The following is a 17,342-nucleotide window of genomic DNA, read 5'->3' as shown; positions in this document are numbered from 1 at the left end:
ACTCAGGCTACAAGTATCCGGCTTGCCTTAGGAATTTTGTTAGCAATGCATCTAATTCCTCATCCGATAAACCTTGATCCTTGCCCGGCCCCTTCCAGTGCCATACTAATTGTTGAGCCTCACTAGATAAATCGACAAATTCGTCACCTAGTAGATCTGCAAGGCCGATATTCCCGACAGTTGGATCATTCGCAATGATAGTTCGAAACACTTCGCTCGGAGCGCGTCCTCTGAGAATATCTTCGAGCATAATTTTCATCGTCCAAAAATTACTGTTGTAGCAGAATAGCCAGTGTTAGGGACCCCAACATTGGTAAAGCCGTATCTCGCCGCAATGCGTCCGGTCCAAGTATTTGCGGCCGCTTGTTGAGGTGTCATTCCCTTACTTAGGTTCGACGCATACTGAGCCGCATTCACGCTATCGGTACCACTAATCCAGGTGCCACGAATTGCGTTAACCTGAACGCCATCTTGCTCCAAACGTTGCATCGCACTCGCGAACATGTCCGTTCCGGATGCTGTCGAGAATGAACTGCCGCCCGGTGCTGAACGAATGTTGAAGCCAAGGACACCCTGTTTGTCGACATTGACCACTAGACCATGAATCCCTTCTGGATCGCCAAACTGCAATGAGACGCTACCGTTTTTGCTAGTCCGAACGACAAACTCATCGGAAACGTTGATGCGCGGTGTAGGTGGCCCGAGCGGAACAGTCGTTCCCTCTGGCACAACATACGTCCGCAAAGCTGGAGTCGTACTTTCAACGAGCCTTTCGAATTGTGGTACAAAGGCTTCTCCGGCCGATCGCAACATCGCCTGACCTTGCTGCCGCACCAGCGCTGCCGCCTCTCCTTCAACACCACCAATGCCGAGCGATCCGGCATTGATAATCAAATCTTCCTTCGTTCGCTGCAACTGCTCCGGACTGAGCATCTCGCCCGAAACCGGATTCAGCCCATAGGGGGAGAACAACGCAGCTGTATTGCCGACCAAATTCTCAACAGCGCTATAGGCCGCTCCCAGGATCGCTCCGCCCGGCGTACTACCAACTGACGGATCCGACAGACGGTCACGCAAGCTCGGCGGAAGTGCTCTAACTTCGCCGTACTCCACCGGGAAAGGTCTGAGAGCCGGTCCGCCCGGAATCTCGACAGCCGGCACATACGGCGTCGGGACCGGATACGCCACTGCGCTCGTCGGCCCATTCGAATCAATGATCGATGCGCTGCTCGATGACGCCATCAAGCGCAGCGCCTGCTCCGTCGATAACCCAAGGCTTGCCGCCGTCGAATCGAACGAACTGGTTGTCGGTCGCAACTGTGCATTGGCGGACCATGCGAACTGAGTCGCAGGATCGACCGGATACGCTCCCTGCACCATCGCATTGACGTCACCACCCACACCGTAAAGCGCACTCGTGTTGGTCCCGGATTTCCCGATCGACGCACTTTGCATGCGGTCCGCAACCATATTGCCAAACAGGTGTCTTTACCGCAAACTGCCTTCTTAAAGAGCGCAAACCCTTATAGCACAAGGCTCTCCGGCCCATCAATACGACACAGGGTAATTTTTGCCCAGACGCGAGTTTTGCGCCGAATCTGATTCATCACGCGACACTATGGGCACTCGTTGGAGGAGAAAGCACTTCCCCTTCGACGAGTGCACTAACTCAGCAAGGTTGATCACACAGTTTTGCCTAGATAGTTGGCCAAATCCGCCTGAGTCAATCCCGGAGTTCCAAGTTGGAACCATTTTTCAAAGTAGTCGGGATACGGTAGATATACTCGTCCGCCTTCCTTGACCGGTCCAGCTTGCGTCCCATACTTGGCGACGAATCGCAAGTGCTCTATCGTCATTACATAGGCGTTGCGTTCATCGTCATTAGCAAAGATCACTTCACCAGTAACGCGGCATGGTGAATCACCAAGAATCAGGTCCACCAAATCCGACGCCTTACCCGCTTCCAGTAATTCCAGAACGGCTTCCTTGTCAGCAGCACTCAATTCAGTTCCCCAATCTAGCTCTAATATAGAGTCCATTCACGTCAATCTGCTTGTACCCTAGATTTATCAGTGACTTACCAAGCGGAGTATTTCTAGCAGCCTGTACCGGAGACATTCCCTCCGTAGCAATATTGAACTCATATATTGCCTTATTGGCCAAGCCAAGCTCAGCTGATATAGACTTAACATTCGATACGCCAAAATTCTGAATGGAATTCGAAATCATCTCAGCACCAACACCGCGCCCAACTTCGGTGGTACGGTAGAAATTAATAAACAAATCTCCTGTTTCCGGCTTAAACGTCGATACGATTTCTGAACGAATACCCATAGCTTGCACGACATTACCAGAGGCATCGAACTTTTGCCGCGACGTCAATTCAAGAATATTTGCGCCAAGCGACTCAGACGCATAAGTCAGTCCAGTCGGTGATGCCGGATTGAAACCGCCGGCGCCCAGCGCACTTATAGATTGACCTTCCGGTAAAACATAAGTCCGGATACCGGGCACTGCTCGGCCCAAAATACCGTCGACCTGTGGACCAAACGCTTCGCCAGCCGATCGCAGCATTGCTTGGCCTTGCTGTCTTACCAGCGCTGCCGCCTCTCCTTCAACACCACCAATGCCGAGCGATCCGGCATTGATAATCAAATCTTCCTTCGTTCGCTGCAACTGCCCCGGACTGAGCATCTCGCCCGAAACCGGATTCAGCCCATAGGGGGAGAACAACGCAGCTGTATTGCCGACCAAATTCTCAACAGCGCTATAGGCCGCTCCCAGGATCGCTCCGCCCGGCGTACTACCAACTGACGGATCCGACAGACGGTCACGCAAGCTCGGCGGAAGTGCTCTGACTTCGCCGTACTCCACCGGGAAAGGCCTGAGAGCCGGTCCGCCCGGAATCTCGACAGCCGGCACATACGGCGTCGGGACCGGATACGCCACTGCGCTCGTCGGCCCGTTCGAGTCAATGATCGATACGCTGCTCGATGACGCCATCAAGCGCAGCGCCTGCTCTGTCGACAGCCCAAGGCTCGCCGCAGTCGAATCAAACGAACTGCTTGCCGGTTGCAATCGAGCATTGGCTGACCAAGCGAACTGCTTGGCAGGATCGACCGGATACGTGCCCTGCACCATCGCATTCACGTCGCCGCCGACGCCGTAGAGCGTGCTTGCGCTCGATGCAGAACGACTCGCTAAGTTGTCGGCAACCATATTGCCAACCGTGCCAGCGACCGCGTCCGCGGCGATTGCCCCGATATTACGCCCCAAATTTCCACCACGGACCAGCGTACTCGCAACTCCGGCGCTGAATCCACCGGTTACGCCGCTGGCAAACCGCCCGATGGCCGTACTGGCACCTGCCCCTATTGCTACTTTCCCGGCCTGCTCGCCCACGCCGTATCCTACACCCGACGCAATCGCACTGGCCGCCACACCTTTCCAGTCAAATTGATCCTGCAGGCCCGTTACTACCCCGAGACCCTGTGTCGCAACGGACCTTACGGCACCTTGAGCCGCTGCACTCCACGCACTACCCGGCGTACCTGCCGCGACGCCAATGCCCGCAGTGATACCTGCCGATATAGCACCCAACGTGATGCCTGCAAAATTCAAGCCGTGCTGCTCGCCGCCGGCGATCATCACGCCCTGGCTTGCAAGCGCACCCGCTGCACCGCCAATACCCGCAGCTACTGCCCCGGACGCAGCACCCAACGTACCACCGGTTACACTGCCCGACAATGTCGCCACGCCCAAGCTACCCAATCCACCACCTGCCGTTGCACCGGCCCCAGTTGCCGTCACACCAAGCAATCCGGACGCTGCCCCCGCTGTGTAGACCGTAGCCACGACTGCCACGATGATCGCAATGATCGGCATGAATCCACCACAGCCGCCCGGTCCCGGCGGAGGTGGCGGCGCCGGCAGCGTCGGCTGCGTATTACCGATCGCGAGCCCCGGATCGTAAGGTTTGAACGTCGTCGCCGTATTGTGGACGTTCGTCACCTTGTTCGGTACGGTCAACAACTGTCCGGGCCGCAGCTCATCCGTACTCTTCAGACCATTCGCATCTGCCAGGATGTACCACAAACTCGAATCGCCCCACAGCGCCGACGCAACCGATTTCAGCGTATCGCCCGCACGTACCGTCCACTGGCCCGCGCTCGCCGCCGGATACGTGCCGTTGATCGCCATGTAGTTCTCGTCGAAGTCGGCGGCACTGATCGGCGTGAAGACCCGATACTGATTCTCGTTACCCTTGCCGAGCTTGCCAGCAAGTTCCTGCATGTAGTCGATCTGGTCGATCCCGTCGTTACCCTGGTTCCCGACCCGGTTGCCGTTCAGGTAGTAGTAGTTGTGCTTGCGATCGCCGGCCGCCCCAGAGATCCGGCCATCCGTCCCTACCGTCACGCCAGTCAGCTCGTCGCGCCGCTGCACTTGGCCACGCAGATCGGTCCAGTACTGGAACGCTCGCGCCTTACCTGGATCGTTCCCACCATCGTCATATGTGCTCTTCAGGTTGCCGTTGGCATCGTAGTTGAAGTACGACGTTGCCGGCCGCCAGCCCGGCGCGTTCGGATTCGACGCCTGCACTGTCACGCGCGATTGCTTCGCGCTGTCCCACCACTCGTATGCATATGTGGAAGTCGTGCGCGTCTCGCTCGCGTCGTCCGGCGCTGTTTCCACCTTCGTCAGCGTACCGTCCGCCATGCGCGTATAAACCGAGGTTGCGCGATGCAGATTGTCGCGCTCCTGCGAGATCATCCCGTCTGCATCCCAAGTACGGTCGATCCCGGTTACCTGCTGGCCGCTGTTCGCGTCGCGTTCGACGAAGCCGATCACGCGACCCAGCAGGTCGTTCTTGCGCTCCTGCACGACAATATCGTTGACGCTCTGTGTTGCAAGATAGCCGTTGGCGTCGTATGTGTAGCGCTCCGTCCGGCCGTCTTTCGCGTACACGGCCAACACGCGTTCACCTGCCGCGTTGTAGCCAAGTTGTATGCCGTCTCCGCCCAGCGCTCCCTTCACGATCGAAACGCTTGTGTCGTTCGGGTCCGTTGCACGCGCACCCGACAGGCTGCCCATCGACACCGTGAATCGGTTCAGCGCATCGTATTCGTACCAGTACTCCTGCTCCCGGTCGTGATAGCCGACCATGTCGGTGTACTTCGCGAGCATCCTGCGGCGATTGCCCACCGCGTCGTACTCGTAATACACCTTATACGCATCGTCCTCGATCGCAGTCACGCGATTCAACGCGTCGTATTTCACTCGGGATTGCGCGAACACAAAGACATCGCCGAAATTCGAGAAGTACTCGGCTGTGCGATTGCCGTCGCCATCGTATTCGTACAGCGATTGCGTCTTCGTCGCGTTATCCTGGATCGAGCGCACCAAACCGTTCGAGTAGTATGTGTAGTCGACATCCTGACCACTCGTTCCCGACTGTTTCGTCAGCAGCCCCGCCCAGTTGTACTGGTACTGGAACACGTGCCCACCGAGGTCCGTGTGCTTCATCAAGCGACCGAACTGGTCGTTCTCGTCGACCGTCGTCATGCCGTTGGCATTGGTCGTCGTGCGAATCCAACCGCCCGAGGTCGCCGCTCCGGCCGAGCCCATGCTCGTGACCCACTTATAGTCATACTTGACTTCGCGACCCGCTGCGCTGATCGTCTTTACCACTCGGCCATCGACGTCGTAGAACGTACGCTCGCGGTTGCCCAGCGCATCGGTATGTGCAATACGCCGATCCAGCGCGTCGTATTCGTAGCGGTCGATGCTCCGTTGGCCGTCCGCCAGCGCCGGCCGATCGACTTCGATCAAGCGGTTCATCTTGTCGTAGCCATAGTCGGTGCGTCGCCCCAGCTCGTCGATCGTCGTTCGCAGATTGCCAAACACGTCGTACTGCATCGCCTTGCTGAACCCCAGCGCATCCCATGTCCGGGCGACCGTGGCCTTGGCCGACCCGTAGTTCCACTGCTGGGTGGTCAGGTTGCCGTTTGCATCCTTCAAGCCGACCAGGTTGCCGGTGAGATCGTAGTAGAAGCGCGTGTCCGGCTCGACCTCGACCTGTGCGCCATTCGCGAGCGTCACGCTGACCTTCGGCTCGTGCTTGAGTGTCAGATACCCCATCGTGTTGTATGACGAAGTCGTCCAGTTGCCGCGGCCGTCGCGCTCTGCCGAGACCTCGCCGAATGCGTTGTGCTGCTGCAGCCGGTCGATCGTCATGTCCTTCGCTGTCTCGTCGATCACGCCGACGATATCAACGTTCGTCACCGGGTTATTACGCGTACCCGTCAGAAAATAGCTCTGGCGCTCGGTCAACACCGTGCCGTTTGCATCTTTGGCCAGGTAGCGATATTCGAACTCGGCCCGCGTGGGCAGCGCCGATGCGTCGAACAGGAAGCGCCCAAGTGCGTCACGCGTCAGCGTCACCTCGGTAAACGGACGATCGAACGCCTGATCCTTCACCGTGGATTGACGGTAGTACAACGTGATCGTGTTGACGTTCGTCAGCGGCAGGCCGTCCGCGCCGACAGGCTTGAATTCGAAAATGCTCGGGCGCTCGCTACCCGTCAGCGTCACCTGCGAATTGCCCACCGTACCGACGGTGATGTCGCCGGCGCCCATCGCCAGCGGAATGCCCGCGGCGTCGTAGGCGGTGTATTTGATAGCGTAGGCATATGACTGGCCGGGTTGCGGAATCAACCCGCCGGCCTGGACGTCCCACGTGAACTCGCCATTACCCATGCGGGTGACGCGCGAATAGCGTGTCGTACCGTCCTGCACCCACGACACCATGATGTAATCGGTGTCGGCAGGTTGCGAATGGAACACGATCGTCGATTTCAGGTCGGCGAGGTAGTTCGTGCTGAACGACGGCGAGCCGTTTCCACCCGGCAATCCCACCGAACTCAGCACGGCATCGAGCTTCTGGCCCGCTGCGTTGTACAGGTCGAACTCGACGTCGAGGTTGCCCGGTGCGTATCCCGATAGGTCAACCGAGAATGCGCCCGTGGCCGGATCACGCCAGACCGTTCGTTCTTCGTTCCACGTGGTGCCGCCCTGCTGCCGCATCTTCACGATGACGTGGTCGGCCAGATGCAGCGCGGAATCACGCGCCGAGTAAAGGTTCAGGGTTTGCGGCGACGTCCAGATGTAACTGCCGGATGCATCGGCCAGGAAACCGGCGCGGCTGCTTTCCTCGTAAGTGGGGATCGGCGACGAAGTTATGGTTGAGTTGCCGCCTCTTGCGATATGGGCGTTATAACCGTCCCGACGCAGCAACGTGCCGGGTTCGCGCCCGTCACTGCCGTCCGAAATGGCCATGAAGATCATTTCGTAATCGCCATCGGGTAAGTTCCCGATGTCGACCGTGTACGAGCCCGGCTGGCTGAACGAACTCTTGTCCAGCGTCCGAAATAACTCATTGGTACCTGCCGGCCGATAGTACAGTTTCCCCTGAGCGCCGGCGGGTAACGAGTTCCGTGCGACGCTCAGGAGACTAGCCGCCCCCTCCAGCGGTGTATCGACATCAAGTGCATTAGGCGCTGCGACCGTCACCGTCTCATGATAGGCATCGCCGCCACCATCCTCTACACTCGAAAACAGCGTGGCGGACTGCGAAAATGTGCCGACCGATATAGGTCCTGAAGAGCCGCTCTGGGGTGTCACGAACACTTCCACCGACGCGGAGAAATTCACTTGGTTCTTTCCCGCGAACCCATTTACCCAGAGCGACTCCGGTGTTGTGTAGTTGATTGGTACGCTAACTTGGGTGGCATTGACCGGCATCGGCCCAGACGTCACGGTGGCCGATTTGCCGAATCCATTCGTCTCCATCGACTGTTCGCCGCCAGTCGGAGCCCAGATAAACCCATTGACTGTATAGCTGACGCGTACCTCGACATTGTATGCGCCATACAACCCAGAGAAATCCGGCAACGTGAAATCCAGCGATTGGATCGTGACGTTGCCTCCCGAGCCGCTGCCGCGATCTCCAAAGTCAGGATAGTTGACGGCCCACTTGGAAGTTGCATGCGCCACGCCGCCCGAATTGGACATGCCGACGTCGCCCCCCTCCAGAGGCAATACCGGCCCAGGTACTGGCCGATTCTGCTTCTCGATCCACCCGCCGATACTCAGTTGGGTATTCGCAAAGATCCCGCCGTCGATCGGAATATCAACCGGATGGAAGCTGATGCGCGGCACACTGCCCGACGTCTTCGGCTGACGAATTTGAATGACCTGATTACGCGCGTCGTAGCGCGTAAAGGTCTGCATCATGTCGGCCTTCTGGAGCAACTTCTCGAGATCGTCGCCTGTCTTTATCGCAAATCCACGCAGGTCAGTCTGCATCGACTCGACCTTCAGCGTTGCATTCCCGTTGCGATCGTACATGTACAGATGCGAAATACCGTCGTTGAAGTTCGTGCGAACGACGCGGCCAGCATTGTCGTAGTCCGTGTATTCCTGCCATTCACCGCCTTGCGCGGAAAGTATCCCGTTGCCGTTCGTGCGCCGCCCAATCAGTTCGCCGTACGCGTTGTAACGCAACTCGGTCTCAATACCTTGCTCGGAACCACTCTCCCGCCACGTCCCGCTGTAGCGCCTGATTTCGCGATTCTCAACATCGTAGCGGGTCTCGAAAGAATAGAATTTTCCCGGACCGTCAGCTTCGATGTTACCAAACTGCATACCCGTCACGTTGCCGGCCACGTCGTACGAGTAAATGGTCAGCGTACCGTCCGCATACCACTTGCCATTGACTCTGCCGCGAGCGTAGGTATATGCCATACCCTTATCCCCGCTGCTGTCCTGGTGATTTTCCCCCGTGATATTGCCTAGACCATCATACTGATACACTGTGCGGGCGCGAGCTTGCTTCCCCTGGTAATCTGTGAACTCCGGCAGTACTTCCAACGTACGATGGCTTAGCACATCGTACCCGTAGTCGTACTGGCTGCCGTTGGCATCGATCTGCTTCAACAGATTACCGTTGCCGTCATATGCATAACGCGTCGTCGCCGCACCGACCTGCTGCGTCAGCTTGCCATTGCCGTCAACCGAGGCAAACTGCACGTTTTCGCGAGTTTCGCTCGTCTTTCGCCCGTTGCGATCCCACGTGTAGTCCGTAATTCGGTCGTCCTCGCTGCGCGGCCATGCGTTAATCAGCGTGGCGCCGAGCGACGGGTTTGCCGTCACCGGATCCGGATACGGTTTAGCGAACCGTATCTCCCGCGTCACGTCGCCTCGCTCGTTCAGCGTATAGGCGATGCCGTATCCCTTTGCGTCGATCTCCAGCGTCTTCTTGCCGCTACCGTTGTAGAAGTACAGTGTGCGACCGCCACCCGGGTCCGTTTTGGAGATGACCGCGCCGCGTCCGTCATATTCCCATTGCGTGACCAGCTCGCTCCCGGATGTGATGAAGTATTCACCACGCTGATCTTCGCCCGCACTCGGATCGAAATATCCGGTCGCGACGTTCATCACGCGCGACTGGACGAGGCGTCCGTCTGCGTCATAGACCATACGGGTTTCGCGCACGCTGGCCGCATCGACCGGGGCCGGGGGCTGTGAACCTTGTGTAGCCTTCACCGGATCCCCGAAGATTCGCGTACGCGTCGCGTTACCGGCCGGGTCGTACTCCCACAACGTCAGCGTGCCGCTCGGGCTGACTTGCCCGGTTTTGCGACCAGCGGCATCGTAGTACCACGTCGTGACCGCACCGTTGACGCCGATTTTCGATACGAGGTTGCCACGCGCATCGAAGATCGATGTCTCGATCGCGTCAGCCACTGTATAGTTACCCAAATAAACGGACTGATAGGTTCTGACCTGCCGATCCAGCAGGTCATACCCGTACTCTGTAATGCGCTCTTCGTCGAGCCCCTGCGCCTCCGTCATCTTGATCCGGTTGCCGCGCGAATCGTACTCGAAGCGGTTGACGACGGCCTTGTCCTTCGACCGCACCGGCAACGTCTCGGACGTCATCCGGCCGAGATGGTCGTACGTATAGGTGAACGTGCCGCCCAGCTTGTTCGTATAGCTGGTGCGATTGCCGAGACCGTCATAGCCGTAGGTTTCGAAATACCCTTCCGCATCCGTCGACTTGATCAAGCGACCGAGCTTGTCGTACTCCATTCGCGTGACGGCATCGGCCGGATCGCCGGCAGGCAATACCTGCGACAGATCCGACTTCCAGCCGTCGCGTTTCCACGCGTCATCGACCGCGCCCGACCGTGCGAGCCGGTAATCGGTCACTTGCGACACGTTACCGAACGCATCGTATTGTGTGCCGACGACCCAGTTTTCCGGGCTGACTTGAGCGACGACCCGATTAAGCTTGTCGTAGAAAGACACAGTTGTGGCCGACAACGGGTCAGTCATCGTTACCTGGTTGCCGAACGCGTCGTACTGGTAACGTGTCACGTTGTGCAGCGCGTCTGCCTTCTCGGTCACGCGACCGGCGGCGTCGTAGCTCTGGGTGCTGGTGTAAGCCTGCAACAGCGCACGCTTCTGGTCATCGGTCAGCACGGCCGCCGCCAGCGCGTTGCCGGCGCCGTCCACCAAGCCTCGCGCACCGCGCTCCGCCAGTGCCCAGGCGGTGTCCTGTTCGGCGAGTTCGACACCGCGCGGGTCGGTCATTGCAACTTGCCGGCCGAGTGCGTCATACGCATAGCGCGTCGTGATAGCGACGGCCGTACCGTACGCCTGCGTCTTCGCGATCAGGTTACCCGTCAGATCGTAGACGGCATGGGTCGTCGACGCATCGCTCGTACCAGCGGCCACAGTCGTATCGACGGCTCGGCCGAGGGCGTCAAGCGTGTAGCTCGTTTTGACGCCCAGCGCGTTGGTCGTCTCGATCAGCCGGCCGGCGCCGTCGTAGCGATAGGCCGTGACCGCGGCCTGGTCAAGCGACTCTGACCGGAACGCCAGCCACATGTCATAGGTCTTCTTGTAGCTTGCCGCTTCGGGGTGAGCACGTGCGTAACGAATCGTCTTCGCGAGCCGACCTGCGTTGTCGTATTGGTTTTCGGTAACGTAGCCTTCGGCGTCGACCGTATACAGTGGACGACTCGCGTCGTCGTAGAACCACCGCGTTTCGCGCGCCGTATTCTGTACGCCCTGCGCGTCCCATGTGTTCAGCAGGTCCGTGAACGTGGCGTAGTTCGGATTGTCGGTGCCCGCATATGGCGTCGCGTAGTACTTCGTGCCGACCAGTTGCCCGTACGCGTTGTACGTATTTCTCGTGACATAACCAGCCGCGTCGATGGTCGCGACCAGACGATGCTTGCTGTCGTACACCATGCGCGTCACGCGGTCACCGGCCTGAACCTGGGCGTCGATCCGCGACAATGCCGTCCGGATAGCGTCTTGCGACTCGCCTTCAGCCGGATTGATGAACCCCGCGTACGCCGTCTTGCGAACCACGTTGTTACTGGCGTCGTACGTCAATTCCGTGACGGCGCCTGCTGCATCGACGGTGAAGCGCAGTCGGCCGTCCGCATCGTAAACGTTCCGCGCGATCTCGTCCTGTTGCGATGCCGGCACCAGGCCGTGCAATTGTTCCGACGTCAGTTGGTCCGGCAAGCCGGTCAGTGCTACCGACGTTGCATAAACGGTGCGTTTGACGATCCGCCCTTCGGCATCGCGATCGATGGCGGTTACGGTACCCGTCGGACCGACTGACCCAATCGCCCTGCCCGCGGCATCGTAGACATGGCGCGTGACGCCCCCCGCCGCATTGGTCTCGGACACAAGGTTCCCCGCCGGATCGTACGCATAACGCGTCGTCAGCTTCAGACCAGCTGGATCCACGATCTGCTCGATCAACCGACCTGCGCCATCGTAGGTGTTCTGCGTGACCTTTGCGGTCGCGCTGCCCACACCTTCAGTCACCGTCAGGATCTGGCCCGTGCCGTCATAGGTGAAGGCCGTCGTGAGCTTCAGGCCGTCCGGATCGACGATCACCGTCATCTTGCGGCCGTTCAGGTCATAGTGCGTGTCGGTAATCGTTCCGGACGGGTCGGTCGTGCGGATCTGCTGCCCTTTTGCGTCGTATTCGTACTTGGTGACCAGCTCGACCGGAACCCAGCCGTCCGGGCCGCTTGCCGGCGAACTCTGATTGGTTCGTTCCTTCCGCGTCAGAATGCGACCGACCGCGTCATAGCTGTACTCGACGGACTTTCGATCTCCCTCGTACTCGGTCAATACGTTCCCGGCATGATCGCGGTCGTATCCGTGGGACTGGTCAATGTCGTAGCCGTGCAGCGCCCGGCTTTGACTACTCACATTCTTCAGCAGGCCGTCGCGATCGTACTGATACTTGACAACGTTGTCCTGGCCATCGATCACACTGTCAATCTGGCCGAACTCGTTGTACTTCGTGGTCGTCACAACCCCCTCGGGCGTTCTGACGATCATCCACTGCATCTTCGAGCTGTAGCTGTACGCGGTCGTGTTGCCCAGGCGATCCGTTTGCGTCAGCACGTTGTTGAACGCGTCGTACGTCGTACTGGTCCGGCCCGCCGCATCACGCATGCCGACGATGCGCCCGTTTCTATCGTACTCCGTAATGCGTGACACGCCGTTCGCATCGACGGATTGAACTACTCGGCCGAAGGCATCATAGACGGCTTTGGTGATCAGATTCAGGTAGCCGGGATCTGTCGCTTGCTGAATCTGATGGCCGACGCGATCGTAGTCGTATGTCGTGATCCGGTGTGTATCGCCCCCTACCTGCTGCGATTGCGACGTCACCTCTCCGAATGCGTTGTATGCATACTCGGTGGTCGCACCCATCGCATCGGTGCGCCTCGTCAAGCGGCCCGCCGTGCTGTAGTTGAAAGACGTGCGCGACGCGTCGGCGTTGTCGAGGGACGCAATGGCGGTCGACACATCATCCGTGAGACGGCCGCCCTGCAGCGTCTTGAGCACATCGGCCGACAGTCGAACCGCGTAAACAGTGGTCTGAGCTATATCCCCGAAAGCATCGCGGTTATGCTCGACGACTTCACCGGCCGCGTTGATCGTCGCTGCGAGATTGCCGTTTGCATCGTAGTAGTAGAGCGTCTTGCGGCCATCTGCGTCGGTCGCGGATGTCCGAAGACCAGCGGCATCGTACGTGTAGGCTTCGTAGAACTCGTCACGCCGGAGCTGCGCGAGCATGGCTGTATCGCCGCTCTTTTCGTACACGTCGATCAGTTCGAGGATCCGGCTACCTTCTCCGGAATACTTGCGGATCACCCGGCCTTCTTCGTCGTAGCGATACGTCGTCGTGCGATTGAACGGCGGCTTACCTTGCGTTTCGGTCAGCACGCGCCCCATTTTGTCGTACGTGAAGCTCGACGTCTTGGAGCCCATTACGCCGTAGGTGACCTGCTCCAGCAGACGGCCCATCGCGTCGTACGCGTAGGTCGTACGCTCGAGACTGCTTGGTGTCGATGCCGATGCGAGCAAGTCGGCGGCGTTGAGTGTGTAGCGAACACTCTGTTGATCACTAGAGGTCACTAGCCTGGATGGTGCTGCGACAACACGGACGAACTCATGATCGCCGAACGTAGCATCGCGCACCACAATCGGCGCGTTCCTCGAACTACGGAATTCGACTGTGTGGCTGGCAAGCGGCACTGTATTGGGGACCGTCAAGGTGTAACGCGTGTAGTTCTCTGAGCTGAGCGTCACCGTCCCGACCTGTACACCATCAAGCCAAATCTCCAGCTCCGCACCAACCTTGCCGGACGCCTCGATATTGACCGCCACCTGTTGAGGTTGACTCAATGCGCCCAATTCAATGCGCTGCCCCCGCGTACGCTCGACAACGTTGCCTTGCGCATCGTAGCGATAACGCGTGACGTAGCCTTCGCCATCGATTTCCGCTGCAAGCAACCCACGTGCGTCATACACGAAGCGTGTTGACACATCTTGTGCACTGCCAGCCGGGATGAGTTCTGCGAGCTTCGGTCCAGACCATATTGAAAATGCCGTACGCTGTTCTTCGCTTACAGCCGTCGCATACCGAATAACTTCCGTGCGTTCGCCTGCAGCGTTATAGCGGTATTCCGTGAGATAGCCCTGAGGGTCCAACTCACCACGTAACGACCCATCCCGATCGTAGAAATATCGCGTTGTCCGATCGTGGTCCACATCGGCCGGCGGAAGCGAACCATCCGGCGCAGCGGTCATATCGAGGCGATTTGAAAACACCGTCTTCGAAGTTACACGCCCAAAACCGTCATAACTCCACTTCGTAACGGTGCCGTCGGATTCAATCGTTCTGTCAACCCAAGAGTTGTTCAGCCGGAGTAGCCATTCCGATCTATCTGCGGGCGTCGCACTCGGCCTGAGCCCAAGCGCCTCGAGCGTCAATGGACCGCCTGCTTCCAGTAGTTCGACCGGACGCCCGGAGGAATCCGTGAGCGTCGCGAGTTGGGCAGACGTCAATCGTGTCGCATAAGTGACCGTTTTCGTCTGGTATCCCAACCCCTTGTCGTAGACGTATTCCGTCAGGACACCGTCCGGCCCGATTTGGGCAATTTTCTGATTTCGTGCGTTATACAGGTAATGTGTGCTCTGTCCGTTCGCGTCGGTTGACATGCGCGGCCGACCATCCGCGTCGTACCAGTTCTTCGTCTGCGAAACGAGTACACCTGAAGTGGTATCGGCAACCGCAACGAGCTCGCCCGCCGCATTCCAGCTCGACGTACGGGTCAGGCCATTTGCGAAAGTGACCGCGACCGTATGATTCTTGTCGTCATACTGATACACCGTGAGCGCTCCATCGAAACTCACGGAGGTCAAAATCCGCCCCAATCCGTCATAGGTGATCTGCTCAACCTTCTCGTTGCCCGATTCGCCCACGTAGCGCTGCAGTAAACGCCCGTGCGGGTCGTAGACGTAACGCGTTTGCGAAACGATGCCAGTCGGATCACCCGTTCCGTCTGCGAGGAGACGTTCGTACCGTGTCTCGACTGCCAGATTCCCCCGCCAGTCGTAGGTAGAGTCAATACGCAACGCATGCTGCCGATCACTCGACGCTCCCGCCCATGCGTCGAGAGAACCGACCGACAGTGCATCTGTCTCGCCGAGTCCCGTATTGTCGAATACCGCATTCTCGTAACGGATTTCCGACACGCGTTGTCCAACCGCGTTATATCGATACTCCGTGACTCGACCCTCGGCGCTGACGACATACCGGATATGACCTTTATCGTCGTAAGCGTAACGTGTCGTCTGAGAAGAAAATTCTGGTCTACCGAGCGTACTGATAACCGTTTCGGTCAGCAGCTCGTTCTTCGAGCCAAACGTGCGCCTGACTTCTGTTCCGATACCTCCGCTCGACGTCACGAGATTGCCGGCCTTATCGTAGACAAGCCACGCCCCCCCCAACACGTTGTCTGTCTGCGAATAAAGATTACCCTCAGCATCGTAGTCAAAGGCAATCCATTGACCGTCCTGCTGACCGGTAGTCGGCCGCTTCTCAACACTCTTCAGCCGCCCCGCATCGTCCCAATACAAAACTTGCACGAGACCAAGAGGATCGGTCACGGTCGTTTGCCGACTTGCAAGGTCATACTGCAATCGCGTGATCCTCATTGCGCCGTTATCCGCCGCCTGAGCAATCGTCGCGACACGATACTCACCGTCAATCAACTGGTACGTGAATTCCACTCGGGAACCATCGGTTTGTCCGATAGACGCAATCCGGTCGCTCGTACCGTCATACGCGTACGCCGTCGTAAACACGTTGCCGTCGGCAATGCTGTTGTCTTCCGGCGAGAGGTCGGTCACGACCTGCGACAATCGCCCCTGCGCGTCGTAGGCATAGCGCACCGTGGTCTCGGTCGCCAACTGCCCGTTCGCTTGCTGATAGACCGAACGCAGCGCCGAAAGCCGCCCGGCCGCGTCGTAGTCAAGATAGGTGACATCCCCGCCCGCCGTCGTGATCTGTGCGAGCTGACCCGAGGCGGTATAGCCGTACTTCACGGTATTGCCGTCGACGTCCCGGCTCGACACCAGCCGCCCGCCCTGGGCCGCGTCGTACGTTTCCATCACGTGCTGGGTACCATCGGCCCACGTCCAGCTGTTCGTGGCAGCATCGAACTGCAGGGTCGCACGCGGCCCCGTCGTCGTCACGGCCGTCGGTCCGGGCTGATTCGCGTCGCCGACGTTCGCACCGACACCTGCCGTCGACACATAGAGATTGCGCGCGGCATCGAACGCAAACTTCGTTTGCGAGCCGTCCCAGTCGGTCAGCGTGATCGTGCTGCCGACCTCGTTCAGTGTGCCGGTCAATCCGTCCACGGCACGGGAGGCGCCTTCACGCCAGTTGAGCTGCCCAAGGCTGTTGTACGCGCGGTACACAGCGCCGTTGATGCCCTGACCCAACAGCAGTTGGTCGCGATCGCGCAGCATCAGGTTGCCGTTCGCCGCGTTGACGTAGACCTGTTCGCCCGTCTGGCCGAACACGGCGTTACCCAGCACGCCTCTGTTGCCCAACGCCGTGGACGAAGATGATTGCAGACCCAGCCCTTGGCCCGTAACGATCGCTACCATGCGCTTGCTCTCCCGTATTCGGTGTGGTTGCCGCCTGGCCAGATGGGCCGGATACGGCTTTCATGCGGGAGTTATCTGAAACGTTGGAAATTCGTTTAGCGATCTGACCCAAAAGTTACATTCTGTTACAAATAGACTGCATGACGTAGAAACATCCGTTCCCGAACATTTGTTAATTGCCTTGAGCGACCGCCAACTGGTCGGCCATTTGCCTTAACATCCAACCGGCATATTGGCTCATGTCAAACAGGATCGACCGACCATCGGGCATCGATCGCTGGATGTTCTATCGGCAGGCCCGCCCGAGGCACCGATTTCATCCGCATACTAGGGTCGCTCATATTCCAGAGCACGTTGGTTTTCATGGGGGCCGCTTATCGAGAGCGAGCTGCGTGATCACCGCATAGCGGTATCCAAGCGCCGGCGGTTGGGAGCACCGCCGTGCATCGCGATCAGCGGCATCACTCGGTTCGTCGTCCCGTACCCGTGCGAATGGGCTTCGGTCGGATCGAGATCGTCAGGCTTCGAACCAGGGCAGCCGACTTGGACTTCAGTTTCATTGCGTTCCTCGAAAAGAAAAAAGCGAGGAACGCCCGTACGGGGAACGCTCCCCGTCAGGCTTAAGAATGTGTCTGCATATCGATCCGGGGAAGACTGGGGAAAAATTGCGAATGGCGGTTTCGGGAACACTGAAGCGCCGTGATCGCTAGGATTCGCGCACGCAAGTCGGTTACCGAATCGTCAGTACGGTCCCCATCGTCAACGGGATGGGGCGGCGC

At 58.7% G+C, this 17,342-nt stretch carries 4 protein-coding genes; all 4 read right to left on the bottom strand.

Translation table 11 applies throughout. From position 1 onward, the window contains the following. Positions 1-7 precede the first annotated feature (7 nt). The gene (locus WT97_RS34010; protein ID WP_156440224.1) at positions 8-259 is read right to left on the bottom strand and encodes a hypothetical protein; all 252 of its coding nucleotides are present in this window, start codon (positions 257-259) and stop codon (positions 8-10) included. After that, entirely contained in the window at positions 256-1,455 is a 1,200-nt protein-coding gene (locus WT97_RS34005; RefSeq protein WP_156440223.1) for a hypothetical protein, read from the bottom strand. Before WT97_RS34005 ends, WT97_RS34010 begins: the two co-directional genes overlap by 4 nt. Positions 1,456-1,682: 227 nt before the next feature. Beyond that, a complete protein-coding gene (locus WT97_RS34000) occupies positions 1,683-2,003 on the bottom strand; it encodes a hypothetical protein (RefSeq protein WP_156440222.1) in 321 nt (106 codons plus the stop codon). Position 2,004: 1 nt separating this feature from the next. Beyond that, a complete protein-coding gene (locus tag WT97_RS07860; RefSeq protein ID WP_082751357.1) occupies positions 2,005-16,563 on the bottom strand; it encodes a LysM peptidoglycan-binding domain-containing protein in 14,559 nt (4,852 codons plus the stop codon). Between the last annotated feature and the right edge of the window lie 779 nt (positions 16,564-17,342).

This window comes from Burkholderia sp. MSMB1459WGS, assembly GCF_001534535.1.
GTDB lineage: Bacteria > Pseudomonadota > Gammaproteobacteria > Burkholderiales > Burkholderiaceae > Burkholderia.
The sequence above is the reverse complement of the archived record's forward strand: the minus strand, read 5'-3'. Positions and strand labels throughout refer to the sequence as shown.

What these genes read in the sequence shown, in the direction of transcription:
- WT97_RS34010 (WP_156440224.1), bottom strand. Translation starts at nt 259, where the DNA reads ATGAAAATTATGCTCGAAGATATTCTCAGAGGACGCGCTCCGAGCGAA.
- WT97_RS07860 (WP_082751357.1), bottom strand. Translation starts at nt 16,563, where the DNA reads ATGGTAGCGATCGTTACGGGCCAAGGGCTGGGTCTGCAATCATCTTCG.
- WT97_RS34005 (WP_156440223.1), bottom strand. Translation starts at nt 1,455, where the DNA reads ATGCAAAGTGCGTCGATCGGGAAATCCGGGACCAACACGAGTGCGCTT.